Annotated in this window: 24 protein-coding genes; 12 read left to right on the top strand and 12 right to left on the bottom strand. The window is 71.3% G+C overall.

Going from position 1 to position 25319, the window contains the following annotated elements:
* Positions 1-20: 20 nt before the first annotated feature.
* The 4 genes from NW895_RS27420 to NW895_RS27405 form a co-directional block, all read right to left on the bottom strand.
* Positions 21-1046, bottom strand: a complete 1026-nt coding sequence (locus NW895_RS27420; protein WP_289938816.1) for a hypothetical protein — start codon at positions 1044-1046, stop codon at positions 21-23.
* 125 nt (positions 1047-1171) lie between these two features.
* Positions 1172-1921, bottom strand: a complete 750-nt coding sequence (locus NW895_RS27415) for a succinate dehydrogenase/fumarate reductase iron-sulfur subunit (protein WP_289938815.1) — start codon at positions 1919-1921, stop codon at positions 1172-1174.
* Positions 1918-3876 carry a fumarate reductase/succinate dehydrogenase flavoprotein subunit gene (locus NW895_RS27410; RefSeq protein WP_289938814.1) on the bottom strand — a complete coding sequence of 653 codons (1959 nt, stop codon included), beginning with the start codon at positions 3874-3876 and terminating at the stop codon, positions 1918-1920. Before NW895_RS27410 ends, NW895_RS27415 begins: the two co-directional genes overlap by 4 nt.
* Before the next feature lie 2 nt (positions 3877-3878).
* A complete protein-coding gene (locus NW895_RS27405; RefSeq protein WP_289938813.1) occupies positions 3879-4547 on the bottom strand; it encodes a succinate dehydrogenase in 669 nt (222 codons plus the stop codon).
* A 120-nt stretch (positions 4548-4667) separates the two neighbouring features.
* On the opposite strand from NW895_RS27405, the gene NW895_RS27400 reads away from it, so the two are divergent.
* Positions 4668-5552: a LysR substrate-binding domain-containing protein gene (locus NW895_RS27400; RefSeq protein WP_289938812.1), complete on the top strand. Its 885-nt coding sequence runs from the start codon at positions 4668-4670 to the stop codon at positions 5550-5552.
* Positions 5553-5802: 250 nt separating this feature from the next.
* Positions 5803-6123: a hypothetical protein gene (locus NW895_RS27395; RefSeq protein WP_289939148.1), complete on the top strand. Its 321-nt coding sequence runs from the start codon at positions 5803-5805 to the stop codon at positions 6121-6123.
* Positions 6124-6171: 48 nt separating this feature from the next.
* Here the strand turns inward: NW895_RS27395 and NW895_RS27390 are convergent, their stop codons facing one another.
* The 3 genes from NW895_RS27390 to NW895_RS27380 all read right to left on the bottom strand — a co-directional run bounded on the left by NW895_RS27390 (position 6172) and on the right by NW895_RS27380 (position 10321).
* On the bottom strand, positions 6172-8313 hold the full coding sequence (locus NW895_RS27390; RefSeq protein ID WP_289938811.1) for an EAL domain-containing protein: 2142 nt from the start codon (positions 8311-8313) through the stop codon (positions 6172-6174).
* Positions 8310-9122, bottom strand: coding sequence for an SAM-dependent methyltransferase (locus tag NW895_RS27385; protein WP_289938810.1), 813 nt, complete (start codon positions 9120-9122; stop codon positions 8310-8312). Before NW895_RS27385 ends, NW895_RS27390 begins: the two co-directional genes overlap by 4 nt.
* A 212-nt stretch (positions 9123-9334) precedes the next feature.
* Positions 9335-10321, bottom strand: coding sequence for an SCO0930 family lipoprotein (locus NW895_RS27380; RefSeq protein WP_289938809.1), 987 nt, complete (start codon positions 10319-10321; stop codon positions 9335-9337).
* Between the two features lie 784 nt (positions 10322-11105).
* Between NW895_RS27380 and NW895_RS27375 the strand changes: the two genes are divergently transcribed.
* From NW895_RS27375 to NW895_RS27365, 3 genes are all read left to right on the top strand, one after another.
* Entirely contained in the window at positions 11106-11234 is a 129-nt protein-coding gene (locus NW895_RS27375; RefSeq protein WP_289938808.1) for a hypothetical protein, read from the top strand.
* 16 nt (positions 11235-11250) lie between these two features.
* The gene (locus tag NW895_RS27370; RefSeq protein ID WP_289938806.1) at positions 11251-12015 is read left to right on the top strand and encodes a DUF4239 domain-containing protein; all 765 of its coding nucleotides are present in this window, start codon (positions 11251-11253) and stop codon (positions 12013-12015) included.
* A gap of 203 nt (positions 12016-12218) precedes the next feature.
* Positions 12219-12761, top strand: a complete 543-nt coding sequence (locus NW895_RS27365; RefSeq protein WP_289938805.1) for a hypothetical protein — start codon at positions 12219-12221, stop codon at positions 12759-12761.
* Between the two features lie 111 nt (positions 12762-12872).
* On the opposite strand, the gene NW895_RS27360 is transcribed toward NW895_RS27365, so the two are convergent.
* Positions 12873-13370 (bottom strand): hypothetical protein, encoded by a 498-nt coding sequence (locus tag NW895_RS27360; protein WP_289938804.1) that lies wholly within the window; start codon positions 13368-13370, stop codon positions 12873-12875.
* A gap of 334 nt (positions 13371-13704) precedes the next feature.
* Between NW895_RS27360 and NW895_RS27355 the strand changes: the two genes are divergently transcribed.
* Complete coding sequence (locus NW895_RS27355) at positions 13705-14367, top strand: class F sortase (protein WP_289938803.1); 663 nt, start codon at positions 13705-13707, stop codon at positions 14365-14367.
* Positions 14368-14397: 30 nt separating this feature from the next.
* On the opposite strand, the gene NW895_RS27350 is transcribed toward NW895_RS27355, so the two are convergent.
* Entirely contained in the window at positions 14398-15234 is an 837-nt protein-coding gene (locus tag NW895_RS27350; RefSeq protein ID WP_289938802.1) for a polysaccharide deacetylase family protein, read from the bottom strand.
* Between the two features lie 390 nt (positions 15235-15624).
* Between NW895_RS27350 and NW895_RS27345 the strand changes: the two genes are divergently transcribed.
* Together NW895_RS27345 and NW895_RS27340 are read left to right on the top strand one after the other, a co-directional pair.
* A complete protein-coding gene (locus NW895_RS27345; protein WP_289938801.1) occupies positions 15625-16086 on the top strand; it encodes a universal stress protein in 462 nt (153 codons plus the stop codon).
* 280 nt (positions 16087-16366) lie between these two features.
* A complete protein-coding gene (locus tag NW895_RS27340) occupies positions 16367-17779 on the top strand; it encodes an amino acid permease (RefSeq protein WP_289938799.1) in 1413 nt (470 codons plus the stop codon).
* 44 nt (positions 17780-17823) lie between these two features.
* Here the strand turns inward: NW895_RS27340 and NW895_RS27335 are convergent, their stop codons facing one another.
* Entirely contained in the window at positions 17824-18972 is a 1149-nt protein-coding gene (locus NW895_RS27335; RefSeq protein WP_289938798.1) for a CapA family protein, read from the bottom strand.
* A gap of 225 nt (positions 18973-19197) precedes the next feature.
* On the opposite strand from NW895_RS27335, the gene NW895_RS27330 reads away from it, so the two are divergent.
* The 4 genes from NW895_RS27330 (at position 19198) to NW895_RS27315 (ending at position 22250) form a co-directional block, all read left to right on the top strand.
* Positions 19198-19755, top strand: a complete 558-nt coding sequence (locus tag NW895_RS27330) for a sigma-70 family RNA polymerase sigma factor (RefSeq protein WP_289938796.1) — start codon at positions 19198-19200, stop codon at positions 19753-19755.
* A gap of 135 nt (positions 19756-19890) precedes the next feature.
* Complete coding sequence (locus NW895_RS27325; RefSeq protein ID WP_289938793.1) at positions 19891-20406, top strand: hypothetical protein; 516 nt, start codon at positions 19891-19893, stop codon at positions 20404-20406.
* Positions 20407-20579: 173 nt separating this feature from the next.
* Positions 20580-21248 (top strand): zf-HC2 domain-containing protein, encoded by a 669-nt coding sequence (locus tag NW895_RS27320; protein WP_289938792.1) that lies wholly within the window; start codon positions 20580-20582, stop codon positions 21246-21248.
* Between the two features lie 81 nt (positions 21249-21329).
* Entirely contained in the window at positions 21330-22250 is a 921-nt protein-coding gene (locus tag NW895_RS27315; protein ID WP_289938791.1) for a hypothetical protein, read from the top strand.
* A gap of 10 nt (positions 22251-22260) precedes the next feature.
* Here NW895_RS27315 and NW895_RS27310 read toward each other — a convergent pair whose 3' ends face one another.
* Positions 22261-23124 (bottom strand): DNA-formamidopyrimidine glycosylase family protein, encoded by an 864-nt coding sequence (locus NW895_RS27310; protein WP_289938790.1) that lies wholly within the window; start codon positions 23122-23124, stop codon positions 22261-22263.
* A 37-nt stretch (positions 23125-23161) separates the two neighbouring features.
* Complete coding sequence (locus tag NW895_RS27305; protein ID WP_289938789.1) at positions 23162-25246, bottom strand: SpoIIE family protein phosphatase; 2085 nt, start codon at positions 25244-25246, stop codon at positions 23162-23164.
* Positions 25247-25319: the final 73 nt, after the last annotated feature.

The raw sequence follows: 25319 nt of genomic DNA, 5'->3' as shown, positions 1-25319 counted from the left end.
GCGAGCCGGGGGCCCGCGACTCAGCCGGGCTGCTTGCACAGGGCGAGCCGGCGCCGGGTCTCCTCCGTGTCGAGCACCCGCTCCAGGCGGAGGTCGCCCGTCATACGGGGAAAGAACCGGCCCGCCGGCCAGCCGCGCTCGTACGGCGGTGGGTCGAGGACCAGCAGCCGCACGCCGTCGACGACCGGGATGTCGGCGGGAGTTCCCTCGTTCCACACCCACTCGCCGCCGGGAGTGACGAGGTTGAAGGAACCGGTGGTCGGTACCTGCCCCGGAGCGTCCCGGCACACGGCCGCCTCCTGTGCGGACGGGGCCCGGCCGGGCACGTGACCGCCGCCGATCAGGACATCGGCGAGCAGGGTGTGCAGCTGGAAGTTGTCGCCGAGGCCGCTCATCCGCAGCGCGTAGCCGGTGCCGGTGGGGCGGTGCAGCACGACCAGCGGTTCGTCGTCCAGGACGAGCAGGGCGTAGGTGAGGCACTTCAGGTCGTGGCCGGATGCCTCGCGCACCGCCGCCGCCGCGTCGAGCAGATCAGCGCGCCGCCCGTCGCCGAGGGTCGTACGTACGGCGGCGTGGTTCAGCATCGCCACGGACGCCATCTCCCACTGGGGCAGCGTCCACCAGCCCACGGCCGCGGCCCCTCCCACCCGCTCGACGACGTCGGGCGTCGGATCGCCCGGCTCCGGATCGGGGAACTCCCCTCCCCCGGTCGCCGCCCAGCGCTCGCAGAACTCCCCTGCGGCGCCCAGCGTCCTGGCGAGCCCGTCGAAGACGTGCGGCGCGCACTGCGCCGCGTCCGCGCCCCGCTCCACGCACCCGCCCACCACGACGGCGACCATGCCGCGAGGACCGGAGGGCACCTCGGACAGCAGCGCGGCCAGACGTGGCCCGGCCTGGGCGACCTCGTCGCTCCCCGCCCTGTCGAAGCGCCGGTACATCTCCTGGAGTCCGCGCAGCGACCGGCCACTGTTCCGCTCACGCACAGCGGTCTCGAAGCCGGCGACGGCGTCGAGGAACCGCTCCCTCCCCTTACGTCCGAAAATCATGCGCGAACCCTACAGATGGCCGAAATTCGACCCCGCGCCGGGGTGCCTGGCGGGGCCGGGACTTGAGCACCACTCCCGGCCCCGCCCGTCCGCACCTCTTCGGCGAACGTTCTCGGGCTGCCGTGCTATCGCTTGGCGACCTTCCGCGTAGCCCTCAGCCACTCCTTGTTCATGCTGGTGATGGACATCAGCGGAATGCCCTTGGGGCAGGCGGTGGCACACTCGCCGGTCAGCGTGCACCCACCGAACCCCTCCTCGTCCATCTGCGCCACCATGTCCAGCACGCGCGTCTCCCGCTCGGGCGCCCCCTGCGGCAGCACATTCAGATGGTTGACCTTGGCCGAGGTGAAGAGCATCGCCGCCCCGTTGGGACACGCCGCCACACACGCCCCGCACCCGATGCACTCCGCGTGCTCGAACGCGAAGTCGGCGTCCGGCTTCGGCACCGGCGTGGCGTGCGCTTCCGGAGCGGCGCCGGTCGGCGCGGTGATGTACCCACCGGCCTGGATGATCCGGTCGAACGCCGACCGGTCGACGACCAGGTCCTTGATCACCGGGAACGCCGACGCCCGCCACGGCTCGACGTCGATCGTGTCACCGTCCTGGAAGGACCGCATGTGCAGCTGGCAGGTCGTCGTGCGCTCCGGTCCGTGCGCGTCACCGTTGATGACGAGCGAACAGGCACCGCAGATGCCCTCGCGGCAGTCGTGGTCGAAGGCCACGGGTTCCTCGCCCTTGAGGATGAGCTCCTCGTTGAGCGTGTCGAGCATCTCCAGGAAGGACATGTCGGGTGAGATGCCGTCCACCTCGTATGTGGACATGGCGCCTTCGGCGTCGGCGTTCTTCTGCCGCCAGACGCGCAGGGTGAGCTTCATGCGTAGCTCCGCTGGGTGGGGTGGACGTACTCGAAGACCAGGTCTTCCTTGTGCAGGACGGGCGCCTCGCCGGTACCGGTGAACTCCCAGGCGGCCGCGTAGGCGAACTCGTCGTCCTTGCGGGCGGCCTCGCCGTCCGGGGTCTGGGACTCCTCGCGGAAGTGACCGCCGCAGGACTCGGTGCGGTGCAGGGCGTCGAGGCACATGAGCTCGGCCAGCTCCAGGTAGTCGACGATGCGGTTCGCCTTCTCCAGCGACTGGTTGAACTCCTCACCGGTACCGGGCACCTTGATGCGCCGCCAGAACTCCTCACGGATCTGCGGAATCCGCTCCAGCGCCTTGCGCAGTCCGCTGTCGGTGCGCGCCATGCCGCAGAACTCCCACATCAGCTCGCCGAGTTCGCGGTGGAAGGAGTCCGGGGTGCGGTCGCCGTCGACGGACAGCAGCAGGTTCAGCCGGTCCTCCGTCTCGGCCAGCACCTCCTGCACGACCGGGTGTCCGGCGTCGACCTCGTCCTTGTGCGGGTTACGGGCGAGGTAGTCGTTGATGGTGGCCGGCAGCACGAAGTAGCCGTCGGCCAGGCCCTGCATCAGGGCCGACGCGCCGAGACGGTTGGCGCCGTGGTCGGAGAAGTTGGCCTCGCCGATCGCGAACAGGCCGGGGATCGTGGTCTGCAGGTCGTAGTCGACCCACAGGCCGCCCATCGTGTAGTGCACGGCGGGGTAGATCCGCATGGGCACCTCGTACGGATCCTCGTCGGTGATCCGCTGGTACATGTCGAAGAGGTTGCCGTACTTGGCCTCGACGGCCTCGCGCCCCATGCGCTTGATGGCGTCGGCGAAGTCCAGGTAGACGCCCTGCCCGCCCGGGCCCACTCCCCTGCCCTCGTCGCAGACGTTCTTCGCGGCGCGGGAGGCGATGTCACGCGGCACCAGGTTGCCGAAGGACGGGTAGATGCGCTCCAGGTAGTAGTCGCGCTCGTCCTCGGGGATCTCGTTCGGCGGCCGGTTGTCGCCCTGGGCCTTCGGCACCCAGATCCGGCCGTCGTTGCGCAGCGACTCGCTCATCAGCGTCAGCTTGGACTGATGGTCGCCGGTGCGCGGGATGCAGGTCGGATGGATCTGTGTGAAGCAGGGGTTGGCGAAGTAGGCGCCGCGCCGGTGGGCCCGCCAGACGGCGGTGGCGTTGGAGTTCATGGCGTTGGTCGACAGGTAGAAGACGTTGCCGTAGCCGCCGCTGGCGAGTACGACGGCGTCCGCGAAGTAGGTGTCGATCCTGCCGGTGATCAGGTCCCGGGCGACGATCCCGCGCGCCCGCCCGTCGATGACGATCAGGTCGAGCATCTCGGTGCGCGGGTGCATCTCGATGTTCCCGGCGGCGATCTGCCTGCTGAGGGCCTGGTAGGCGCCCAGCAGCAGCTGCTGGCCCGTCTGGCCGCGGGCGTAGAAGGTCCGTGACACCTGGACGCCGCCGAAGGACCGGGTGTCGAGCAGACCGCCGTACTCCCGCGCGAAGGGCACGCCCTGCGCCACGCACTGGTCGATGATCTCCACCGAGATCTGCGCCAGACGGTGGACGTTCGACTCGCGCGCCCGGAAGTCGCCGCCCTTGACGGTGTCGTAGAACAGCCGGTGGACCGAGTCACCGTCGTTGCGGTAGTTCTTCGCCGCGTTGATGCCTCCTTGCGCGGCGATGGAGTGGGCGCGGCGCGGGGAGTCCTGGTAGCAGAACTGGACGACGTGGTAGCCCTGCTCGGCGAGCGTGGCGCCCGCGGAGCCGCCCGCGAGGCCGGTGCCGACGACGATGATCGTGTGCTTGCGCCGGTTGGCCGGGTTGACCAGCTTCGCCTCGAAGCGGCGCTTGTCCCAGCGCTCGTGGACCGGGCCGGACGGGGCCTTGGTGTCGGCGACCGGCTCACCGGTCGTGTAGGCCGTGTACTCGCTGTACGAGGTCATGTTCAGCTCACCACTCCGGTCATGACGCCCACGGGTACGGCGATGAAACCGGCCGTGAGCAGCAACGCGAGGACGTTGGCGACGGTCTTCAGGGCGCGGTCGCGGGTGCGGCTGCCGACGCCGAGGGTCTGGGCGGCACTCCAGAAGCCGTGCCGGATGTGCAGGCCGAGGGCGAGCATCGCGACGATGTAGATGACGTTGCCGTACCAGGTGGAGAAGGTGTCCACGACGTTCTGGTACGGGTGACCCGGCCGGAAGCCGGGGTGCACGGTGCCGGTCGTCAGATCGAGGATGTGCCAGACGACGAACAGGCCGAGGATGACGCCGCCCCAGCGCATGGTGCGCGTCGCGTAGCTCGCCCGCGGCTTCTTGTGGACGTACTTGCTGGGCCGTGCCCTGAGGTCACGGCGGCTGAGCTGGTACGCGGAGACGGCGTGGGCGACGACCGCGGCCACCAGCACGACCCGGATGAGCCACAGCGTCCACTCGTAGTGCATGAAGGGCTCGCCGATGGTGCGCAGCCAGTGTGCGTAGTGGTCGAACTCGCCGGCCCCGAAGAAGATCTTCAGGTTTCCGATCATGTGGACGACCAGGTACAGCAGCATGATCAGTCCGCTGACCGCCATCACGGTCTTCTTGCCGACGGTGCTGTCCCACACGGTGCGTGCCATGGACGGCCGTCGGTCCGTCCGCGTTGCCAGAGCCATGGCACAGCACGCTAGAACTGCGGGTGCTCATCGGTCCAAGACATGGTACGGCTCGTTCCGATAGGCATCTCCTATGCTGGCCTCATGCAGTTCCAGCAGCTCCAGTACTTCGTGGCGGTCGCCGAGACCCGGCACTTCACCCGGGCCGCCGACCTGGTGCATGTGGCGCAGCCGTCGCTGTCGCAGCAGATCAAGGCGCTGGAGCGGGAGTTGGGGGCGGATCTGTTCCTGCGGGCGCGCGGCAACATCACGCTCACCGACGCGGGCGAGGCGCTGCTGCCGCTGGCCCGGCGCATCCTGGCCGACGCGGACACGGCCCGGCACGAGGTGCAGGAGCTGGTGCAGCTGCGCCGGGGCCGGATCCGGCTGGGCGCGACGCCGAGTCTGTGCACGGGCCTGCTGCCGGACGTGCTGCGCGCCTTCCACGACCGGTATCCCGGCATCCGGCTGCTGATCGAGGAGGGCGGCTCCCACGACCTCGTACGGGAACTGGCGCGCGGCGCCCTCGACCTGGCGCTGGTCGTCCTGCCGCTGCCGACCCCGTCCCCGGCGCTGACCACCGTGGAGCTGCTGCGGGAGGACCTGGTCGTGGTGTCGTCACCGGAGGCACCCCGGCCCGGCGGCGAGCGGCGGACCGTGCGGGTCGCCGATCTGGCAGGGGAGCGTCTGGTGATGTTCCGGCACGGCTACGACCTGCGGGAACTGACCGTGGCCGCGTGCCGCGCGGAAGGGTTCGAGCCGGACTTCGCGGTGGAGGGCGGGGAGATGGACGCCGTGCTGGGATTCGTGCGGGCCGGTCTGGGCGTCGCCGTCGTACCGCGGATGGTGGCGGCGCGATCGGGCCGTGGACTGCGGGTGACTCCGCTGGCCCGACCCGGTCTGCACCGGACGATCGCCCTGGCCCACCGCAGCGACGTGGCTCCACCGCGGGCGGCGCGAGAGTTGCAGCGCATGCTGCTGGAACGATGACCGGCCAGACTCCGCCGACCCGACCCGCACCGGACAACCGCCCTCACCCACCACAGCGACGTGGCTCCACCGCGGGCGGCGCGAGCGCTGGGCAGCGGCGCACCGCACGCAGAGTCTTCCCCTCCGCGTGGCGCGGCACCTCGGCCTGCGCGACCGTCGGGAAGCCGTCGCCGCCGCCGACCGCTCCCGCGCCGGGTGGCGGCCGGATATTCGCTTCGCCGGGTGGGCACTTGCTGCCTAGGCTTGCGCTGTGAGTGCTGAACAGTACGCCAGGTACCGGGACGACACGGACGTGCTGGCGGCCATCGGTGCCTGTGTCGCCGCGCAGACCGGCCGGGTCACGGTGCGTCTGCCGAGGACACTGGCCGAGGCCGCGGTGGCCGCGTGGAACCGCGACGAGCACGAGGCGCCCGGCGAGGAGACACCCACCCAGTACGCGCTGCGCGACGGCGCCGCGGAACTCGCGCTGATCGGTCTCGCGATCACGGAACGCGGCCGCCACGAAGGCGAGGAGGTCGCCGTCGACCTGGACGTCGCCGCCGCGGGGGCGGCCGTGCGGGCCGCTCGATGACCAGTGGGGGGCCGTGCGGCGTTCCCCGCCCAGCCGCCGCCCCGGCGCTCAGCCCGTCGCGTCCACCAGCGCCAGTTCGTGCAGCCGCTCCGGCGGGCCCGGGCGGGCGTAGTACCAGCCCTGGGCGGTGTCGCAGCCGAGTATGCGCAGCTGCTCGGCCTGGGCGCCGGTCTCCACCCCCTCCACGGTCACCGCGAGGTCCAGGCTGTGGGCCAGGGAGACGATCCCCTCGACGATCTTCAGGTCGACGGGGTCGGCCGGGAACTGCTGCATGCTCTGGGTGAAGGACCGGTCCAGCTTGAGGATGCTCACCGGGAGGCGACGGAGGTTGGCCAGGTTCGAGTAGCCCGTGCCGAAGTCGTCCAGGGCGATGTCGACACCCATCTCGGCCAGTCGGCGCAGGGGTTTCAGCAGGTCGTCGTCGGCGCCGATGAGGGCCGACTCCGTGACCTCCAGGCACAGCGCCTCCGGATCGACGCCCGTGCGCTCCAGGATGTCGACGGTGTCCTGGACCAGGCCGGGGTGGGTCAGCTGGCAGGGCGAGAGGTTGACGTTGATGCGCAGCGGGCCCGCGGCGTCTCCCCCGTGCCGCTCCCGCCACTCGCGCGCCTGGCAAACCGACTGCTCCAGCACCCAGCGGCCCAGCGGAACGATCAGCCCCGTGTGCTCGGCGAGCGGGATGAACCGGTCCGGGCCGAGGACGCCGTGCTGCGGATGCAGCCAGCGCACCAGGGCCTCGGCGCCGCGCACGCTGCCGTCGCCGAGGTGGACCAGCGGCTGGTACTCGATGAAGAACTCGCCCCGGTCCAGCGCCGTCGGCAGAGCCGTCGTCAGCCCGTGCCGGGTGATGACGCGGGCGTCGGCCTCCGGGTCGGCGAGCTCGAACCGGTTGCCGCCCGCCGACTTGGCCCGGTACATGGTGATGTCGGCGCTGCGCAGCACCTCCGCCGGGCTGCGCTCCCCCGCCGGGCCCTCGACGATGCCTATGCTGCCGCGCACGGTCAGCTCCCGGCCGTCCACGCTGATCGGGGCGAGAAGCGCGTTCATGATGCGCGCGGCGAGTTCGTCGACCGTGCGCCGGGTGTCGGGGCCGGTGGTCAGCGCCACGAACTCGTCGCCGCCCAGCCGGGCGACCATCTCGCCGGGCGCGGTCACGCAGGACTGCAGCCGGTCGGCGACCTCGACGAGCAGCCGGTCGCCGGCCGAGTGGCCGAGACTGTCGTTCACGGTCTTGAAACCGTCCAGGTCGAGGTAGCACAGGCCGAAGCGCTGCCCCTCCCCCGCGCCGAGCGCCTTCTCCAGGCGTTCGAAGAAGAAGCTGCGGTTGGGCAGGCCCGTGAGCGCGTCGTGCGTGGCCTCGTAACGCAGCCGCAGGTTGAGCAGCCGCCGCTCGGTGGTGTCCTCCATGAGGGCCAGCTGGTACTGGGGCCGGCCGTCGGCGTCGCGCAGCAGGGAGACCGTCAGGTTGGTCCACAGGACCGTTCCGTCAGGCCGGCAGAAGGCCTTCTCCAGGTGGTAGTGCTCACGCTCGCCGCGGACGAGTTCGTCGTAGAGCCGCCAGGTCTGGGGCGCGTCGTCGGGGTGCGTCCACTCCCTGACGTTGCGGCCGCGCAGGGACTGCTCGGACAGGCCGAACATCCGCAGCAGCGCGCCGTTGACCTGCAGGACGTTGCCCTCCAGGTCGGCGATGCCGATGCCTATGGCCGCGCCCTCGAAGACCGCGCGGAAGCGGGCCTCGGTCGCGTGCAGCGCCTGCGCGACCACGCCCTGCGCATTGAGGGCGGCCTGCGCGATGGCCTCCTGCTCGGCCAGGGTGCGCCGGCGCAGCGCCGCCGCGAACCCGGCGGCCATGGCGTGCTGCAGCCGCGAGGAGCGCGCCCGCAGGTCCTCCTGGTCACCGTCCTCGCCGCAGTACAGCACCAGGTAGGCGTCGACGCAGTCCAGCGACCGGCTGAGCGCCTCGGGGTCGGTGCAGTGCGCGTCGACCAGCGCGGCGCCGACGGCCCTGCCCGCGCCCGCGTCGAAGGTGCGGGCCCGCAGCGCCTCACTCAACGTCCGGGCCAGCGGGAGCAGTTGCTCCTCGAACTCGGGCCGCGTCGACGAGGTGGAGGTCACCGGGAACACGGCCCGGCTCCAGATCGTTGCGAACCGGCGCAGTCTGTCCTCCGGCCCGTCCGGCTCCGCGATCACGCCGTACGCCCCACGCCGGCGAAACCGGAGAACGCGAAGGGGTCCTCGTCCTCCGGCGCCGTCTCGGGCCGCCAGTGCGGCATCGGCACCAGTCCGGGTTCCACCATGTCGTACCCCTCGAAGAACCGCTCGATCTCGTCGCGCGAGCGCATGATCAGCGGGTTGCGAATGTCCTTGTACACATCCACCACACCCTCCGTCCGCTCGGGCGGCAGTGGGATTCCCTCGTACGAGGCGTGCGTGAGCACGAGCAGGCTGCCGGGCGCGAGCGCGTCGCGCAGTTCGGCCACCGCCCCGTACGGGTCGTCCGCGTCTTCCACGAAATGCAGTATGGCAACGAGAAGCAGCGCCACTGGCCGATTCAGGTCTATCAGCCGTTCGACTTGGGGGCTGTTCAGGATCTCCTGGGGCTTGCGGAGGTCCGCGGCCACGACGTCCGCGTCGTCGTTGCCCTCCAGGACCGCCTGGCTGTGCGCGACGGCGACCGGGTCGTGGTCGACGTACACCACGTGCGCCCCGGGTCTCTCCCTCTGGGCCACCTCGTGGACGTTGCCGAAGGTCGGGATGCCGGAGCCTATGTCCAGGAACTGGGTGATGCCCTCACCGGCGGCGAAGCGCACCGCGCGGCGCATGAACGCCCGGTTCGCCTGCATGATCTTGGGGAGCCCCGGCATGAACTCCATGGCCTTGCGGGCCGCTTCCCGGTCGACCTCGAAGTTGTGCGAACCGCCCAGGTAGTAGTCGTAGATGCGGGAGACACTCGGCACCGAGATGTCGATGCTCCGTGGGGCCCAGGCGGGACGCTCCATCTATCTCTCCAAGGCGTAGGCGATCCGGTGTTCGAGCAGAGGCTACTGATCGCCCGCCAAACGAGCGAGCGGAAACGGAAATTGACCGTCCGTTCCCGGTCACTGCCGGCGGCACGTGCCGCCCGAAAAGCGGGCCGCTCCCTCCGCCTGCGAGGCGGAGGGAGCGGCCCGTCGGTCGCGCGCTGTTGGCTGCACCCTGGGGAGGTGTTGTTCTATTCCTTCGGCGCGCCGACCGGCTTTCCGTCGGGCGAGATGGCGTACCAGGTGCCGCCGACGCCCTGACCGTTGGTGTCGCCGGGCTTCTTGTCACCGGCGAAGGTGTAGATCGGCACACAGTCGATGGTCTGCTGCTTCAGTCCGTCGGGACGGTCGAAGACGACGTAACCCTGGCCCCTGGGGCCGGACCCCTTCAGATCGATGCCCTCGGTGTCCTCGGCGGCGACCGGCTCGACGACCGGCCACTTCTCCAGACAGGCGTCGGTGCACGCCGTCTTCATCGGCCAGGGGGAGTCCTTCATGAAGCGGTAGACCGTCATGCCGTTCTTGTCGACGACGATCTCGCCGAGCTTGGGGTCGTTACGGGTGGACAGGCCGGGCAGATCGGACTGCTTGGCCTTCTTGCCGTCGGGTGCGAGCGCGTACCACTTGCCGCCCACGCCCTGGCCCTTGACGTCCCCGGCGTTGGTGTCCTTGGCGTAACGGTACGCGGGCCAGCCGCCGATGGTCAGCTGCTTGGTGCCGTCGGGGCGGGTGACCTCGCCGAGCAGCGCCTCGTCGATGCCCTCGCCGGCCGCGGCGTCGTCCGCGAGCACCGGCGGCCAGGTCTTGGCGCAGTCGCCGTCGCAGTTGGTCTTCGGCGGTTCCGCGGTGTCCTGGTCGAAGCGGTACAAGGTGAGACCGGCACTGTCGGTCACCACCTTGCCGAGTTCGGCATTCGTGGAGACGGACAGCTTGCCCGCGGTACCGGTGTCGGTGCCGGCACCCGCGCCGGCCGGGGGAGCGGAACTCTGCCCGACGCTCGGAGACGCACCCAGGCCGCTCCCGGCCCCGCTCCCGATGCTGCCGAGGTCACCGGGCGCGGCAGTGGCACCCACGTTCTGGCTGCTCGCCGGAGGCGTTTCCTGGCCGCACGCCGTCGTCAGCGCCAGCACCGCCGCAGCGCTCGCCACGAGTGAGGCGCTCCGCCAGGAGGTCTTCATCGTCAACTCCATATAATCGCAAGGGACTTGCAGCGCCCTGCTGCGCCGCCGCACGACATTGGGTACGCATGGAGCCCACCGTTGTGTTCAACCACACGGCAAATTTCTTTCGGGATCCTGTGACAGACGCCCGCCGGGACCGCACGCGCGTGCGCATCGGCGGACATGCGAGCGTCGGCCGAGCAAACCCCCGGCGCCGCCCATCCCTCCTTCGGGGTAACCGCCGGGATCTCGGAGGCGCACCGGCGTGCGAAGGTTCATGATCTTCGTCGTGCATGGACCCGATTCGACCCAATCCGCCCTCGCGAGACGGCTGTTGGCCACAGTGGCGCTGACCTGGGCACTGGTCGGCGCACCGGTCGGTGTGGCGGTGGCCGACTCCTGTGCGTACGCCTCGACCGGCCCGGGCGGCACCGAAGCGGTGGCGGTCGCCGGGAGCGACACCTGTCCTCCTCCACCGCCGTGCCCCGAGCCCACGCCGACCAGGAAACCCACACCGACTCCGACACCCACGCCGACGCCGCCACCCCCTCCGCCGAAGCCGGAACCGAGCCCCACACCCACGCCGACCCCCAAGCCGACCCCCACGCCGACCCCGTCCCCGCAGCCGAGGCCCACGGCGAAGCCGGAGCCGCCGCCCGCGCCGCCCCCGCCCGCTCCCCGACCGGCGGCGCCGCGTCCCCGGCCGGCCCCCACTCCCGAGCCCACTCCCCGTCCCGAACCCACACCCAGGCCGACTCCGACCTCGTCGCCCAGGCCCACGCCCCGCCCGTCCCCGACCCCGGTGCACTATCCGCCGTACCGCACCCAGCCGCATCAGCGGACGTCCGGCAGTGCTCCGTCACCGGTCACCTTCGTCCTGCTCATCACGGCGCCCGCGGTGGTCGCCGTCGCCGCTCTGCGTCCCCGCTGACTCCTGGAGGCTCCTCTTGGCGGAATGGCTTGTTCTCACCCTCGCGATGCTGGCCGCCTGTGCCGTGGTGGTCCTCATCACCTTCGTACGGCACCGCACGGCCTCCGACGACGAGGACCCCTCCGAGACCCCGGACGTCATCGAGTACATGACGATGTGGATCGGTGTGGTGTACGCCATCGTCCTGGGCCTGGCCATCGCCGGCGTCTGGGAGGCGCGCAGCGCCGCCCACGACCACGTGCAGGCGGAGGCCGTGGCGCTGCACGAGATCTCGGAGCGCGTGCGCGTCTATCCGGCCGACGTCCGTGACCGGATCAGGGACGATGTCAACGCTTATGTCGGACACGTCGTCTCCACCGAGTGGAAGACCATGGCCGAGCACGGACGGGTCACCGAGCGCGGCACCGAACTCCTCGACCGCGTCCGCGCGGACGTCACGGACTACGAGCCGCGGTCGGACTTCGAGGCCCAGGCCTACCAGCCGCTCGTCGACCAGGTGGCCGCGGCGGACGAGGCGCGCAGCGCCCGGGCGGAGTCGACCGGGGCCACCATGCCGGGCGTGGTGTGGTTCGGGCTGATCACGGGGGCCGTCGTGACCATCGGAATGGTGTTCGCGCTGCAGATCCGGCGTACGGCGCGGGAGCTGGTCCTCGCCGGGTTGTTCTCCGCGCTCATCGCCTTCCTGCTCTTCCTGATCTGGGACTTCGACATGCCCTACAGCCACGGCATCGCGGCTTCGACGGACCCGTTCCTGCATCTGTTCCCTGACGTCAGGGGCTGAGGGCTCCGCGCCCCGGGGCCGTCCACGCCCACGGCCCCGGCACGATCCCGGGCGTCCCCTGAGCGGCTCACGCCTTTGCCCCGTTCGCCCGACTGCGATCGCGGCACCGCGTGTGCCTTCCTAGCGTTTCGGTCATCGAGGTGCATGTCCGGCGCGAGCGGAACAGGTCCGCAGCTGCTCCTCGGGGACCCGGAGGACCCACCATGCGCGTGATACGCGTCGCCTCGGCCGCTCTGCTGGGCGCCGCCACCGCCCTCACGTTGACCGTGTCCGCCGCATCCGCACAGGACGACGAGCCCGGCGAGTTCCGGGTCTCCGTCTTCCCCTCGACCGTCGTAGCCGGCGGCGCGGTGGCCCTGCACACGACCGGCTGCGACCGGTACGTGACCGTCTCGTCGGGCGTCTTCGATCCGCTCATCCTCCGCACGGGCCAGACCTGGGCCACGGCGGTGGTCGACCGGGACGCCGAACCGGGTGCCATGTACGAGGTGACCTTTCACTGCGGCACCTTCTGGCGGACCGTCGACCTCGCCATCGCGCCCGACCACCCGCACCGGTCCGCTTCCGGGGCGGCACCCACGAGGGCCGAGCCCACCGACTACCCGAAGGCCGTGGACGCCGGTGAGGGCGGCAGCCTCGCCGGTTTCGACCTGCGGGAGATCGGCCTGGGCCTGGCCCTCGTCATGGGCTCGGTCGGTGCGGCGTACCACCTCTCGCGCCGCGGCACCCGCGCGGACGGTGGCTGACGGCACCGCCCGCGTCCTGCACAGGGCTTCGCCCCGGCTCCTCATGAGAGCCGGGGCGAAGCGCTGTCGTCCGACGTGTTCTGTGATGTGCGAGGGGGCAGGGGCCGGGGGTCAGATCCGCCTCTCGGCCCGGCGGCGCATCCAGAACAGGCCCCCGCCGACGGCGGCCGCGGCCACGAGCCCACCACCGATGGCGATGTCGGTCGGGGTCGCGCCGCTGGTGCTGCTGCCGCCGATACCGCCGCGCACTCCGCCGATGACGGTGAACGCGGCCGGGCGGGTCAAGCTCCTGCCGTCGCAGGTGACGGTGATGTCGTGCGGGCCCGTGCGGGCGTTCTCGTCGATCGTGGCGGTGCCCTGCGCCGTCCGGTTGGCGCCGTGGATGGGCTTGAGCTCCGTCGGACGGAACGCGTCGGACGTCGCGGTGCCGCCGTGCGGGCAGCCGTCGACCGTGATGGTCAGCTGGCCGCCGCGGGCGATGACACTGGGCAGGGCGACGATGTTGCTCGGGTTGACGGCCATGCCGTCGCGGGCCACGGCCGCCGGGGCGGTGAGTCCCAGGACGGCGACCGCGGCGCCGGCGGCCGCCAGGGCACGATGGTTACGCATGTGAGCCTCCGCGGAAGACGCCCCGGGACCCGTGTCCGCGGTCGATCGGCGAGAAAGCGCCTCCCAGAAAGACCCTCAGTTGCCTTGCCCGCAGCCGCATTTCGAGAATGGTCCGTCCTGGTGAGAGGGCTCACCCGGGAAACCGTGCGAGTGGATATCGCCGCAGGTCACAGCCCGTCAGAAAATTCCGTTCCGGGGCAACCCGGATGGCGCACCGAAAGCCTGGGGCGCCACCCGTTCGCAGGCTTCCCCGTCGCAGGCCGGGAGCGCGGCGCTTAGCGTTCTGGTATGCGCGAAATGACACGGCGACGGCTGTGTCGAGAGGGGATGGCGAATGTACGCGTCCGAGCTGGCCGAAGAGGAGGAGCGGCAGAGGAAGCGTGCCCCTTGGGGCGTGATAGCGCTTGTTCTGCTGACCGGCCTCGCACTCATTCGGAATGGTTCGGGAGAGTTCGACGTGGGTCCGCCGCAGCCGGCGTCGGCGGCCGCGGCGGACACCCGCACGTCCGGCGACGCCTTCGCGAGGAGCCCGGATCCGCTGCCGTACGGCGTACCCGACCGGGTCAGGATCCCCGCGATCCGGGTCGACGCGCCGATCATGCCGGTCGGTCTGGACGCCGACGGCTGGGTCGGCGCGCCGCCGCCGGAGGACCCGAATCTGGCCGGCTGGTTCACGGGTGCCGTCTCCCCCGGTGAAAAGGGCACCGCCGTCGTCGTCGGCCATGTCGACAACACACAGGGCCCCGCCGTTTTCTACGGACTCGGGGCCCTGAAGCAGGGAAACCAGGTCGAGGTCGCCCGGAGAGACGGAAAGACGGCCGTGTTCGAGATCTACGGCGTCGAAGTCTTCGCCAAGGACAATTTTCCCGGCGACCGTGTCTACGGCTCCAAGGGCGCCCCGGAATTGCGGGTCATCACCTGCGGCGGTGGTTTCTCCCAGCAGAGTGGCTATGCCGGGAACGTCGTCGCCTTTGCCCGCCTGGTCGAGGTCCGCTGAGCGTTCCCCGACCCGGCGGGTGCCGGCGCGTCACGCGTAGTGCCGCCTGGGCACGGTGACGTGGTAACCGGAGTCCAGAAGTTCCGGGAGATAGGTGCGCAGGGCTCTCACGCTCTGGGAGCGGTCGCCCCCGGCGTCGTGTGCGAGGACCACGACACCGGGGGCGGCGCCGTGCTCGACGCGGTTGACGATGGTGCGGGTGCCGGGCATTCGCCAGTCGAGGGTGTCGACCGTCCAGGCGAGCGGTTCCATGCCGAGTTCGGCGCCGAGTTGGAAGACCGTGCGGTTCCAGGCTCCGTACGGCGCGCGGAACCACTGGGGCCGGTCGCCGTAGGCGTCCTCGATGACATCGCTGGTGCGTTCCATCTGGTGGCGGATCTGCCGGCGCGTCAGACGGGTCAGCAGGGGGTGGGACCAGGTGTGGTTGCCGACCACGTGTCCCTCGTCGGCCATCCGGGTGAGCAGGTCCGGGTGGTCGGCCACCATCTCGCCGCACACGAAGAACATCGCGCGTACGTCGTACTCCGCCAGCGTGTCCAGGATGGCCGGGGTGTAGCGGGGGTCGGGGCCGTCGTCGAAGGTCAGCACCATGGTGCGGCCACGTCCGGACACGCGCAGAAGCGGCTTGTGGCGCACGAGGGTCCGGCGGGGAGCGGCGCGCGGCGGGCCGTATCCCGTCAGCGGCTGGAGGCGGTAGGCGGAGGAGTTGAGCGCGGGCCGCGCCTGGGCGCCCGGCACCGGGGCCGCCGGCCGCACCGCTTCCTCTCCCCCGCCCACCGCGAGGACTCCGGCCGTCCCGGCCGCCCCGACAGCGGCGGCACCGGCGAGCAACACCCGGCGCCGCGTGAGCATCTGATGCTTCTGCATGACTCATCAGTCGCCCGGTGAACGGACGACGCACCTGTGCAACACCGAAGCGGCGGCATGAATACACCCGACCGGCCCAGGCAAAAGGGTCAGCCGGGGCGCACCAGGAGGAACGGCGGCGTCCCCGGATCGTCAGCCGGTGAGGGGTAGGCGGGCTCAGCCTCGTCCCCTCCGGCGAGGCCAAGCGCCGCCAGTAAGGGCAGGCCCGCGGTGATGGCGGAGCACTGCCCGCCCTTCGGGTGCCCATTTCCGCCGGGTTCTCTCCTTGTTCACGGAGCATCAGCCCCACTGGGCGTCTGTCGTTCGGATCGGCTCGGCGTCGTCGCGGAAGACAGGCCCTGGGCCCCGGCGCCTCGGGGCGGTCCTGCGGGTTCCGATAGCCTCGCCGACGTGATGGAACAGCACGCTCATCGGTTCGAACGGGGCACGGACGGGCCGAAGGTGATCGTGGTCGGTGTGGACGGCTCCGACTCCTCGCTCCGGGCGGCCGCCTACGCCGGTGGCCTGGCGCGGCGGCAGCACGCGCTGCTCGCCGTCGTGTACGTGCAGCCGGTGCTGGCGACGGGGGTGGCGCTCGGGGTGCCGGTGACCGAGACGACCGACGCGATCGCCGAGGACCTGGTGACGCAGATCCGGGAGGCCGCCGAGCGGGTCAAGGGCATATTCGACGTCCGCTGGGAGTTCCACACGTTCCGCGGCGACCCCTACAGCGGCCTGGTGAAGGCGGCCGACGACCTGAAGGCGGACGCCGTGGTGGTGGGCGCCTCCGAGCAGGCCGGCCACCGGATCGTCGGCTCGGTCGCGGTCCGGCTGGTGAAGGCGGGGCGGTGGCCGGTGACGGTGGTGCCGTAGCCGGTCCCTTGGCCTGGCCAGGTCTCGGCCGCTCACCGGGCCGTGGGCCCGGCTGTACGGCCGGGCCCGGGCCGATGCGGGGGCGCGCCCGGCGTGGACGAGTGCGACCGCGAGCGGTGCTGAAGCCGCGTCCCTCGGCGGCGAACGGCCCGAGTCGCACCGCGGCCCCATGACCGCGCAGGGGGCCGCCGTATCTGTGCGCGATGTCTTCCGTCAAGGGTGTCCCTGGGCCATCATGATCCGCCATCAGCCGTTTGCCGATCGCGAAGAGGTGAGGCGCATGGCCGGGTTCCGAGCGGGCGAGGGGATTCTCCGCCGCAAACCCATCGAACACATCGAGGAGACGGAAGCCGGCGAGGGCGCACGGCTGGAGCGATCGCTCGGTCTGTGGCAGCTGACCGCGATCGGCGTGGGCGGGATCATCGGCGCGGGCATCTTCACCCTCGCCGGGACGGTGGCCAACGGTACGGCGGGCCCTGCGGTCCTGGTCTCCTTCCTCGTCGCCGGCGTCGCGAGTGCCGCCGCCGCGCTGTCGTACGCCGAGTTCGCCGGCCTGATCCCGAAGGCGGGGTCCGCCTACACGTACGGCTACGCGGTGCTCGGCGAGCTCGCGGGCTGGCTCATCGGCTGGGACCTGCTGCTGGAGTACACGGCGATCGTCGCGGTGGTCGCGATCGGCATATCCGGCTACTTCAGCTTCCTGGTCGGCGAGATGGGCGCCGACCTGCCGACCTGGATGCTGGGAGCTCCCGGCACCGGTGACGGACACCGCGTCGACCTGTTCGCGGCACTGCTGTGTCTGCTCATCGCGTACCTGCTGAACCTCGGCATCAGAAACGCGGCACGGTTCGAGACGGCCGTGGTCGTGCTCAAGGTCCTGGTGGTGCTGCTGGTGATCGCGGTCGGTGTCTTCCACATCGACACGGCGCACTACAACCCGTTCTTCCCCTACGGGGTGGGCGGGGCGTTCACGGGTGCGGCGACGGTGTTCTTCGCGGTCTTCGGCTACGACGCGATGTCGACGGCGGCCGAGGAGTCGAAGGACGCGCAGCGGCACATGCCGAAGGCGATCCTCTACTCGCTGGCGATCTCGATGGTCCTGTACGTCGCCGCCTGCCTGGTGCTGACCGGCATGCAGGACTACAAGAACATCGACAAGGAGAGCGGCTTCTCCACCGCGTTCAAGTCGGTGGGGCTGAGCGGGCTGGCGGACGTGATCGCGGTCGGCGCCATCATCGGCATCCTGACGGTCATGTTCACCTTCATGCTGGGTGTCACCCGGGTGTGGTTCAGCATGTCCCGGGACGGGCTGCTGCCGGCCTGGTTCGCCAAGACGCACCCCACGCGGCACGTCCCGACCCGCGTCACCTGGATCGTCGGCGTCGCGTCGGCCGCCATCGCCGGATTCCTGCCGATCGGTGAGGCGGCCGAGCTCACCAACATCGGCATCCTGCTCGCGTTCGTGGTGGTGTGCACGGCGGTGATCGTGCTGCGCTACCGGCAGCCGGACCTGCCGCGCACCTTCCGTACGCCCTGGATGCCGGTCGTCCCCGCGCTGGGTGTCGTCTTCTCGATCTGGCTGATCACCTTCCTGCAGTGGCAGACCTGGGTGCGCTTCGCCGTGTGGTTCGCGATCGGTCTGGTGATCTACTTCGGGTACTCCTACCGGCGGTCGGAGCTGGCTCGGCGGTGACAGGGGGTGCCGAGCACCGGCCGGCGCCGCTCCCCCGCCACCGGTTACTCCCCCATCACCAGCCCGTCCTTGGCCGCGCCCCGGCTGAGCACCACCTCGCGGATCCGGTCACGTACGGCCCGCAGGTCGGCGCCCTGGGCGAGGGCGCGGTTGAGGTTGACGACCCGGCCGGCGTCGATGTCGAACATCTGCGGGACGAACTCGGCTCTGGTCACCTCCCAGCGGCCGCCGGGCCGGGCGGGCGGGGCGAAGGTGAAGCGGCCGAGGGTGGACTGGTTGCCGCGCGCGTCCCGGGCGCCCTGGTGGTTGAACATCTCGCCGGCGATCTGGTCACCCATCCCGTAGATCACCCAGGTGCCGTTGACCTTCTCGTACGCCTGCGGCACATGGGCGTGGGTGCCGAGGATCAGGTCGATGGCGGGGCGGCTGCCGGTGCGGGCGGCGGTGAGCCGTCGGGCCAGCGTCAGCTGCTGCTGGTCGGGCTCGTCCTGCCATTCGGTGCCCCAGTGCAGGGAGACGACGACCACGTCGGCGCCGGCCTGCCGCGCGGTGCGCGCGTCCGACAGGATCCGGTGCTCGTCGATGAGATTGACGGCCCAGGGCTGTCCCTGCGGCAGCGGGAGGCCGTTGGTGCCGTAGGTGTAGGCCAGGTGGGCGACCCGGGCGCCGCCCGCGCGCAGGATCGTGACGTCGAAGGCCTCCTCCTCGGTGCGCGCCGACCCCGCGTGGCGCACGCCGGCGCGGTCGAGGGCGTCCAGGGTGCGCAGGATGCCCGCGGCACCGTCGTCCAGGGTGTGGTTGGAGGCCGTGGAGCAGCCGTCGTAGCCGGTGGCGGCCAGGCCGTTCGCCACCTCGGGCGGGGACTTGAAGGCGGGGTAGCCGGTGTAGTCGCCTTGCGCGCCGTACACCGTCTCCATGTGGCACAGGGCGAGATCGGCGCGCGAGACGACGGGTTCGACACCGGCGAGCATGGGCCGGAAGTCGTACCCGGCGCCGCCCGCGTCGTAGTGCGCCCGTGCGATGACCGAGTCGTGCGGCAGGACGTCGCCGGAGGCGACCAGGGTGAAGCCGGCGGCCTTTCTCGCGGACGGGGCCAGGCGTCCGCGCGGCTCGTGGTCGCGGGCCTGGCAGGCCGCACCCGCGGCGAGGACGGCCGTCAGGACCAGGGCCACCTGTCGACTGCGTACGATCATCCGTTCACCCCACTGTGACCTTATTTACGTACAAATCAGCACACAGATAGGTAAGGAGTCACACACCGCCCCACCCGGCTCCGACACGCTCATTAGCCCGTCCGGCGTGTACACCCGGGGTGGGCCGACCGTTCGTCGAACCGTTCGCCGACGCGATCGACCGTCCGTCGCACAAGCCGTGTGCGTGCCCTGTCCACCGGCGGCGCCCTGCGGTGCCATACGGCCATGACGGCCGGAACCACCACCCTCACCGACGGGACGAACGGGACGACCGCCGAGCACGAGCTCGCCGCACTGCAGCGGGAGCACGGCCGGCCGCTCTTCGCGCTGCTGCTCCGCCTCTGTGACGGCGACCGGCAGCGCGCCGAGGACCTCGTGCAGGAGACCCTCGTACGTGCCTGGCAGCACCCCGAGGCCCTGCGCGCCGACGACTTCGACTCCGTACGGCCGTGGCTGCTGACCGTGGGCCGACGGCTCGCGATCGACGCGCGGCGGGCCCGGCAGGCCCGGCCCGCGGAGGTCGGTGACGCGGTCCTGGAGAACGCGCGGGTGATCGCCGACCACGCCGAGCGGGCGGCCGCGATGCTCGACGTGCGCCAGGCTGTGAAGACACTCACTCCCGAGCACCGTGAAGTCCTGGTGCTCGTGTACTTCCAGGGGGCGAGTGTGGCGGAAGCTGCGGCGACCCTCGGCATCCCGCCCGGTACCGTGAAGTCCCGCGCGTACTACGCGCTGCGCGCCCTGCGCCGGGTCCTTCCGGGCTACGCCGCCGACCTGCGGTGAAACCAATGGCCGAGTCAAACCTCCGTAAAGCGCCTTGCTGCGGACCCCGGTTGAGTAATCGGCTGTACTCATCCGTGTTCGGGATGGGGGCCCGGGGCCGGGCCACGCGCACGCACCGGAGGAAGGCAGGAAGGGATGCTGCACAGAGGTCACGAGGGCACGGACGGCACCGGTGGCGGTGAACTGACCGTCCCCATGGCGTGGTTGTACGCCGAGTACATCGCCGACGAGCTGCTGCGGTCCGGCGATCTGATGCCGCCGACGTCCTTCGAGTTCCGTGCCGGGCGGGAGGCGCTGGCGCTGACCATCTTCCTCTCGGACACCGACGGTGAGCTCTCGGGCATCCGGGTGGTCACCCAGCTGGAGACCTGGCTTTCGCTGACGGCGTACGACCAGCCGTGGCAGGAGTGGGTGCGCGAACGCATGGCCGAGATCACCGCCGAGACGGCCGGCTCCGGGCGGCGCGCACCGGACCTGGAGCTGGCGGAGGCGGCCTGGCGCTGGCTTCGGGAGACCGAGCTGCTCGCGCCCGATCTGAACGCCGTCCCTGGTGGTGGCCCGGTGGTCGGGGAGGACGAGGGACCGAAGGTGTGGACGCCGGCGTGGCAACTGGGGCTGCCCCTCGGCCACCTCGCCATCCACCTGTTCTAGGACCGGACTTCTCCGTCTCGGACTTTTTTTGATCCGGGACCAATCCGGGGGCCGGGCCGCTCCGAATCCCTTGGTTGCGATTCTGCAACTGCCTTGAGTGATTCGCCTGTCCGGTGCGTACGGGTGGGAGCACGGAGTAACCCCACCCGCACTCGACGGCACGAGGATTCGGCATGAGGTCCCTGGAACGGCATCGCGACGTCGGCGCTTACGCGCTCGGCGTGCTGGACGAGGCGGAAGCCTTCCGCTTCGAGGACCACCTCATGGAGTGCCCTCGGTGCGCCGCGCAGGTGACCGAATTCGGCGCCACCACGCGGCAGTTGATGCTGTACCGGCGGTCCACGCCGCGCTTCGTGCACCCGATGGCCAAGCCCGGCCCGCGGATGCTGGACCAGTTGCTGTCGGAGGTGGCGTCCCGGCACCGGACCGGGCGCAGGCGGCTGGTGTTCGCCCTGGCCGCCTCGGTGGTGTTCGCCGTGGCCGGGCCGACGGCCGCGATCCTCGCGGAGCAGTCGGGTCAGGGCGAGCAGACGGTACGGGTCACGGCCACCGACGAGCGGTCCGGGGTGTGGGCGCGGGTCACGGCCGAGGACGAGGACTGGGGCAGCGAGGTGCGCGTGGAGGTGAAGGACGGAGCCGGACCGCGCGCCTGTCACCTCGTCGTGATCGGCCGGGACGGCTCGGAGGAGACGGTCACCAGCTGGAACGTTCCCCATCACGATGCCCGCCCCAACATGATGCAGGGCGGCACCACCATGCACACCGACCAGATACTCCGGTACGAGGTGCGCACGAGGGAGGGGGAGCATCTGGTGACGCTGGAGGCGCCACCGGGCGGATGAGGATGTGAACCCCGGACGGGGCCCGGGCGTCCAAGGAGCGGTACGGCTTCCACTCGTCACCGCCGACGCCCTGGGGGACCCATGCGTGCGACCACCACACCCACCGTCCGTCTGCTCATCACCCTCGCCCTGGTCACCGCCGGAGCCGGCGCTGTCGCCGGCTGCGGCACCGAGAAGGGCGGCGAGCGCGGTCGAGAAGTCCGCGACGCCGGCCCGGAGGGGCGGTCGGGGGACCGCGCCCGGCAGGTGGCCGACGCCTGGGACGGCTCGCCTGCCGCCGAGGCATGGCGCGAGGGCTACTACCCCATGGGCGAGGCGGTCCAGCTGCCGGAGGACGCCTTCCGCAACGAGGCCGACAAGCAGGCCTACGCGAGCCAGAACTTCGCCCTGCGCGGCGACCTGCCCGTACCCGAGCGGAAGGAGGGGCAGGCGAGGTGGCAGGACGGCGGTTCGCTCACGCTGCCGCTCATGGGGCCCCGCGAGGCGTACGAGACGCTGGACCGCAACAGCGCCGAGGCACCGCACCTCACCGTGACCGGGGCGGAGCTCGGTGAGATGACGCTGGCCACCAGCCGCGGCCCGGCCACGGTCCCGGCCTGGCTGTTCACCCTGGAGGGCTACGACACCCCGCTCAAGCGGGCCGCCCTCCGCCCGTCGAAGCTTCCCGAGGCACCGATCGGGCCGGCCGCGCAGGCCCCCTCCGACGCGCTCTGGAACCTCGACCACCTGGTCGCGGTGGCCGCCGGCGGCCGGACCGTCACAGTGGCGGCCCATCACGGTTCCTGCGACGACGGCCCCGCCGTGGACGTGCTGGAGACGGACGGCAGCGTGGTGCTCTCCGCCTCCGTCGTCGGGACCGAGGACGGCCCCTGCACCGCCCAGCTGCTCAGCCAGGAGGTGGACGTGAAGCTGGACCGCCCGCTCGGCGACCGGGTCCTGCTGGACGCGTTCACGGGCCGTCCCGTCCCGTACGGCCGGCCGCGGGCGCAGTCGCCCAGCTAGGCCCTGTGGGTCACTTCAGCAGCCTGGACAGCCGTCGGTCCGCCAGTGGCTTGCCGCCCGTCTGGCAGGTCGGGCAGTACTGGAGGGCGGAGTCGCTGAAGGAGACCTCGCGGATGGTGTCGCCGCAGACCGGGCAGGGCTCGCCGGTGCGGCCGTGGACACGCAGGCCGCTCTTCTTCTCGGCCTTCAGGCGTCCGGCGGCCAGCCCCCGGGAGCGCTCGACCGCTTCTGTGAGCGTGCTGCGCAGCGCCTCGTACAGGCGACTCGTCTCCTCCGGCGTGAGCGACGAGGCCAGCTTGAAGGGGGACATCCTCGCCGCGTGCAGGATCTCGTCGCTGTACGCGTTGCCCACACCCGCGATCAGGGACTGATCACGCAGGGCGCCCTTGAGCTGACGCCGCTCGCCTGCCAGGAGTCCGGCGAACCGCGCCTCGTCGAAGTCGTCGGCGAGCGGGTCCGGGCCGAGGCGGGAGACACCCGGCACCTCCCGCGGGTCATGGACGACATGGACGGCGAGCCGCTTCTGGGTGCCCGCCTCGGTCAGGTCGAAGCCCTCGCCGGTCTCCAGGGCCACGCGGAGCGCGAGAGGGCCCTTGCCGGGGCGGGGCGGGCCGTCGGGCAGGCGGTCCTTCCACTGCAGCCAGCCCGCGCGGGCCAGGTGGGTCACCAGGTGGGGGCCGCCGTCCGTCTCCAGGTCGAGGAACTTGCCGTACCGGCGCACGGCGGTGACCTCGTGGCCCTCGACGGCCGCGAGCGGAGGGTCGTACGTCTTCAGGACGCTGATCGCCACGGGCAGCACCCGGACGATCTCGTGGCCGACGAGGTGCTCGGCCAGGAAGTCCTTGAGCGCCTCGACCTCGGGGAGTTCCGGCATGGGTCCAGAGTGCCACCGTCAGGCCGGTGAGGTGAGGTCAGCCGCGCTCCGGCACCACGAACTCGGCCCACACGCACTTGCCGCCGCCCCGCGCCTCCACGCCCCACACGTCCGAGAGCAGCTCGACCACGAGCAGGCCCCGCCCGGACACCCCGCACTCCCCCGCGTCGCGGCGGCGCGGCAGGGCACTGGAGGAGTCCTCGACCTCGACGCGCAGCCGGCGGTCGCTGCCGGTGAGGACCCTGAGAGTGACGACGGCGGAGCCCTCGGTGTGCATGAGGGCATTGGTGATCAGCTCGTCGGCGACCAGCTCCAGCTCGTCGGCGAGGCCCTCGGCGCCCCAGGCGCGGACCGCTGCGCGGATCATGTGCCGGGCTTCGGCGAGGGCCTCGGCGTCACCGGGCGCCACGTGCTGCTGGAGCCGCCCACCGGACTGCGGGAGGTCCAGGCCGCGGCGGCGCAGCAGGAGCAGCGCCACGTCGTCGTCGCCGCCGCGCTCGTCGGCCACGTCGATCAGGCAGTCGGCGAGGTCCCGTACATCGTCGGGACCGGCGGCGATGAGCGCTGTCAGGGTCTTCATGCCGTCGTCGAGGTCGGCGCCGGGCTGCTCGACCAGGCCGTCGGTGCACAGCAGCAGGGTCTGGCCGGGGAAGAGCTCAAGGGTGCCGACCGGGTAGGCGAGGCGGCCGAACTCGGCGGACAGGCCGAGCGGCAGCCCGCCCTCGACGGGCACCCGCCGGCAGGTGCCGTCGGTCTCCCGCACGAGCGGGTCGATGTGGCCGGCCCGGACCACCTGGACCACGCCGGTGGCGAGGTCGGCCTCCGCGTACAGACAGGTCGCGAAGCGGTCGGTGTCGAGTTCGTGGAGGAAGACGGAGGCGCGGGCCATCACGGTGGCCGGGGGATGCCCTTCGGCGGCGTAGGCGCGCAGCACGATGCGCAGCTGGCCCATGACGGCGGCGGCGTGCGTGTCATGGCCCTGGACGTCGCCGATGACGGCGCCGACGCGGCCCCCGGGCAGCGGGATCAGGTCGTACCAGTCGCCGCCGATGTCCCGGCCGGCGCCCCCGATGGAGGCGGCGCGGTAGCGGACGGCGACGTCGGCGCCGGGCACGCTGGGAATGCTGCGCGGCAGCATGGCCTGCTGCAGCCCCTGGGCGAGGTCCATCTCCTGTTCGTAGAGCATGGCCCGCTGCAGGCTCTGCGCGATGCTGCTGCCGAGCGCGAGGAGCACGTTGCGGTCCTCCGGCGAGAATCCGCGCCGGTCGCTGTAGAGCAGGCCCATCGCGCCGATCGGCCGGGCCTGGGCGATCAGCGGCAGATAGGCGGCGGAGGTGATGTTCAGGCCGGTGATGTGCGGCCAGAGGATGGGATAGCACTCGGCGAACTCCTCCGGCGACTCGATGAAGCGGGGGCTGAGGGTCCGTACGACCTCGCTCATCGGGTAGGGCTCGTCGATCCGGGTGACGCGGGTTCCGGGGACGAAGGCGCCGTCGGGGCCGTCGGCGACCAGCCGGATACGGCCCGCCTCGACCAGGCCCATGACGAGGCTGGTGGCGCCCAGGCGGGTGAGGCCGTGGGTGTCCTTGAGGACGTCGATGACGTCGTCCACGGTGCGGGCGTGGGCGAGGGCGGCCGTGGTGAGCTGGACGACGTTGGTCTGCCGGCGACGGGCCTCGTCCTGGGCGGCCTGGTCGCGGCGCGCGGCTATCTCGCCGAGTTCCTGGGTGGCATCGCGGACGATGCCGATGATCCGGCGGGGGCGTCCCGTCTCGTCCCGCCGGATGTAGCCCTGGGTGTGGGTCCAGCGCAGCGTGCCGTCGCGGCAGCGCATGCGGAAGTAGGTGCCGTAGTTCTCGCTGCCGTCCTTCATGGCCTGGGCGACGAGGGCGTCGAGCCGGTACGCCTCCGCGGCCGGGAAGCGGACGGACAGGGTCTCGGGGTGCCCGTCGAATTCGTCGGGGCGCATCTCGAAGACCTCGTGGGCCTGGGCGTCCATGTGGATCAGACCGGTGTCCAGGTCCCAGTCGAAGCTGCCCATGCGGTTGAGCGCCAGGATCGGATCCGGGTGGGCGGGCCAGTCATCCGGGAGAGACAAGGCGCTCGCTCCCCGATCAGCCATGGGCCCACCTTGCCAGGATTCGCCCGATTCTTCGACTTCTCCGGTGCCTTCTCTTCAGCTTCTCCTCGGCCTT

This window comes from Streptomyces sp. S.PNR 29 (assembly GCF_030386795.1).
GTDB lineage: Bacteria > Actinomycetota > Actinomycetes > Streptomycetales > Streptomycetaceae > Streptomyces.
This window is presented reverse-complemented; position numbering and strand designations above follow the sequence as displayed.

Coding starts and splice junctions, on each gene's coding strand:
- NW895_RS27315 (WP_289938791.1), top strand. CDS start 21,330: ATGCGTGCGACCACCACACCCACCGTCCGTCTGCTCATCACCCTCGCC.
- NW895_RS27335 (WP_289938798.1), bottom strand. CDS start 18,972: ATGATCGTACGCAGTCGACAGGTGGCCCTGGTCCTGACGGCCGTCCTC.
- NW895_RS27420 (WP_289938816.1), bottom strand. CDS start 1,046: ATGATTTTCGGACGTAAGGGGAGGGAGCGGTTCCTCGACGCCGTCGCC.
- NW895_RS27350 (WP_289938802.1), bottom strand. CDS start 15,234: ATGCAGAAGCATCAGATGCTCACGCGGCGCCGGGTGTTGCTCGCCGGT.
- NW895_RS27360 (WP_289938804.1), bottom strand. CDS start 13,370: ATGCGTAACCATCGTGCCCTGGCGGCCGCCGGCGCCGCGGTCGCCGTC.
- NW895_RS27340 (WP_289938799.1), top strand. CDS start 16,367: ATGGCCGGGTTCCGAGCGGGCGAGGGGATTCTCCGCCGCAAACCCATC.
- NW895_RS27365 (WP_289938805.1), top strand. CDS start 12,219: ATGCGCGTGATACGCGTCGCCTCGGCCGCTCTGCTGGGCGCCGCCACC.
- NW895_RS27380 (WP_289938809.1), bottom strand. CDS start 10,321: ATGAAGACCTCCTGGCGGAGCGCCTCACTCGTGGCGAGCGCTGCGGCG.
- NW895_RS27310 (WP_289938790.1), bottom strand. CDS start 23,124: ATGCCGGAACTCCCCGAGGTCGAGGCGCTCAAGGACTTCCTGGCCGAG.
- NW895_RS27415 (WP_289938815.1), bottom strand. CDS start 1,921: ATGAAGCTCACCCTGCGCGTCTGGCGGCAGAAGAACGCCGACGCCGAA.
- NW895_RS27325 (WP_289938793.1), top strand. CDS start 19,891: ATGCTGCACAGAGGTCACGAGGGCACGGACGGCACCGGTGGCGGTGAA.
- NW895_RS27400 (WP_289938812.1), top strand. CDS start 4,668: ATGCAGTTCCAGCAGCTCCAGTACTTCGTGGCGGTCGCCGAGACCCGG.
- NW895_RS27385 (WP_289938810.1), bottom strand. CDS start 9,122: ATGGAGCGTCCCGCCTGGGCCCCACGGAGCATCGACATCTCGGTGCCG.
- NW895_RS27405 (WP_289938813.1), bottom strand. CDS start 4,547: ATGGCACGCACCGTGTGGGACAGCACCGTCGGCAAGAAGACCGTGATG.
- NW895_RS27355 (WP_289938803.1), top strand. CDS start 13,705: ATGTACGCGTCCGAGCTGGCCGAAGAGGAGGAGCGGCAGAGGAAGCGT.
- NW895_RS27305 (WP_289938789.1), bottom strand. CDS start 25,246: ATGGCTGATCGGGGAGCGAGCGCCTTGTCTCTCCCGGATGACTGGCCC.
- NW895_RS27410 (WP_289938814.1), bottom strand. CDS start 3,876: ATGACCTCGTACAGCGAGTACACGGCCTACACGACCGGTGAGCCGGTC.
- NW895_RS27320 (WP_289938792.1), top strand. CDS start 20,580: ATGAGGTCCCTGGAACGGCATCGCGACGTCGGCGCTTACGCGCTCGGC.
- NW895_RS27330 (WP_289938796.1), top strand. CDS start 19,198: ATGACGGCCGGAACCACCACCCTCACCGACGGGACGAACGGGACGACC.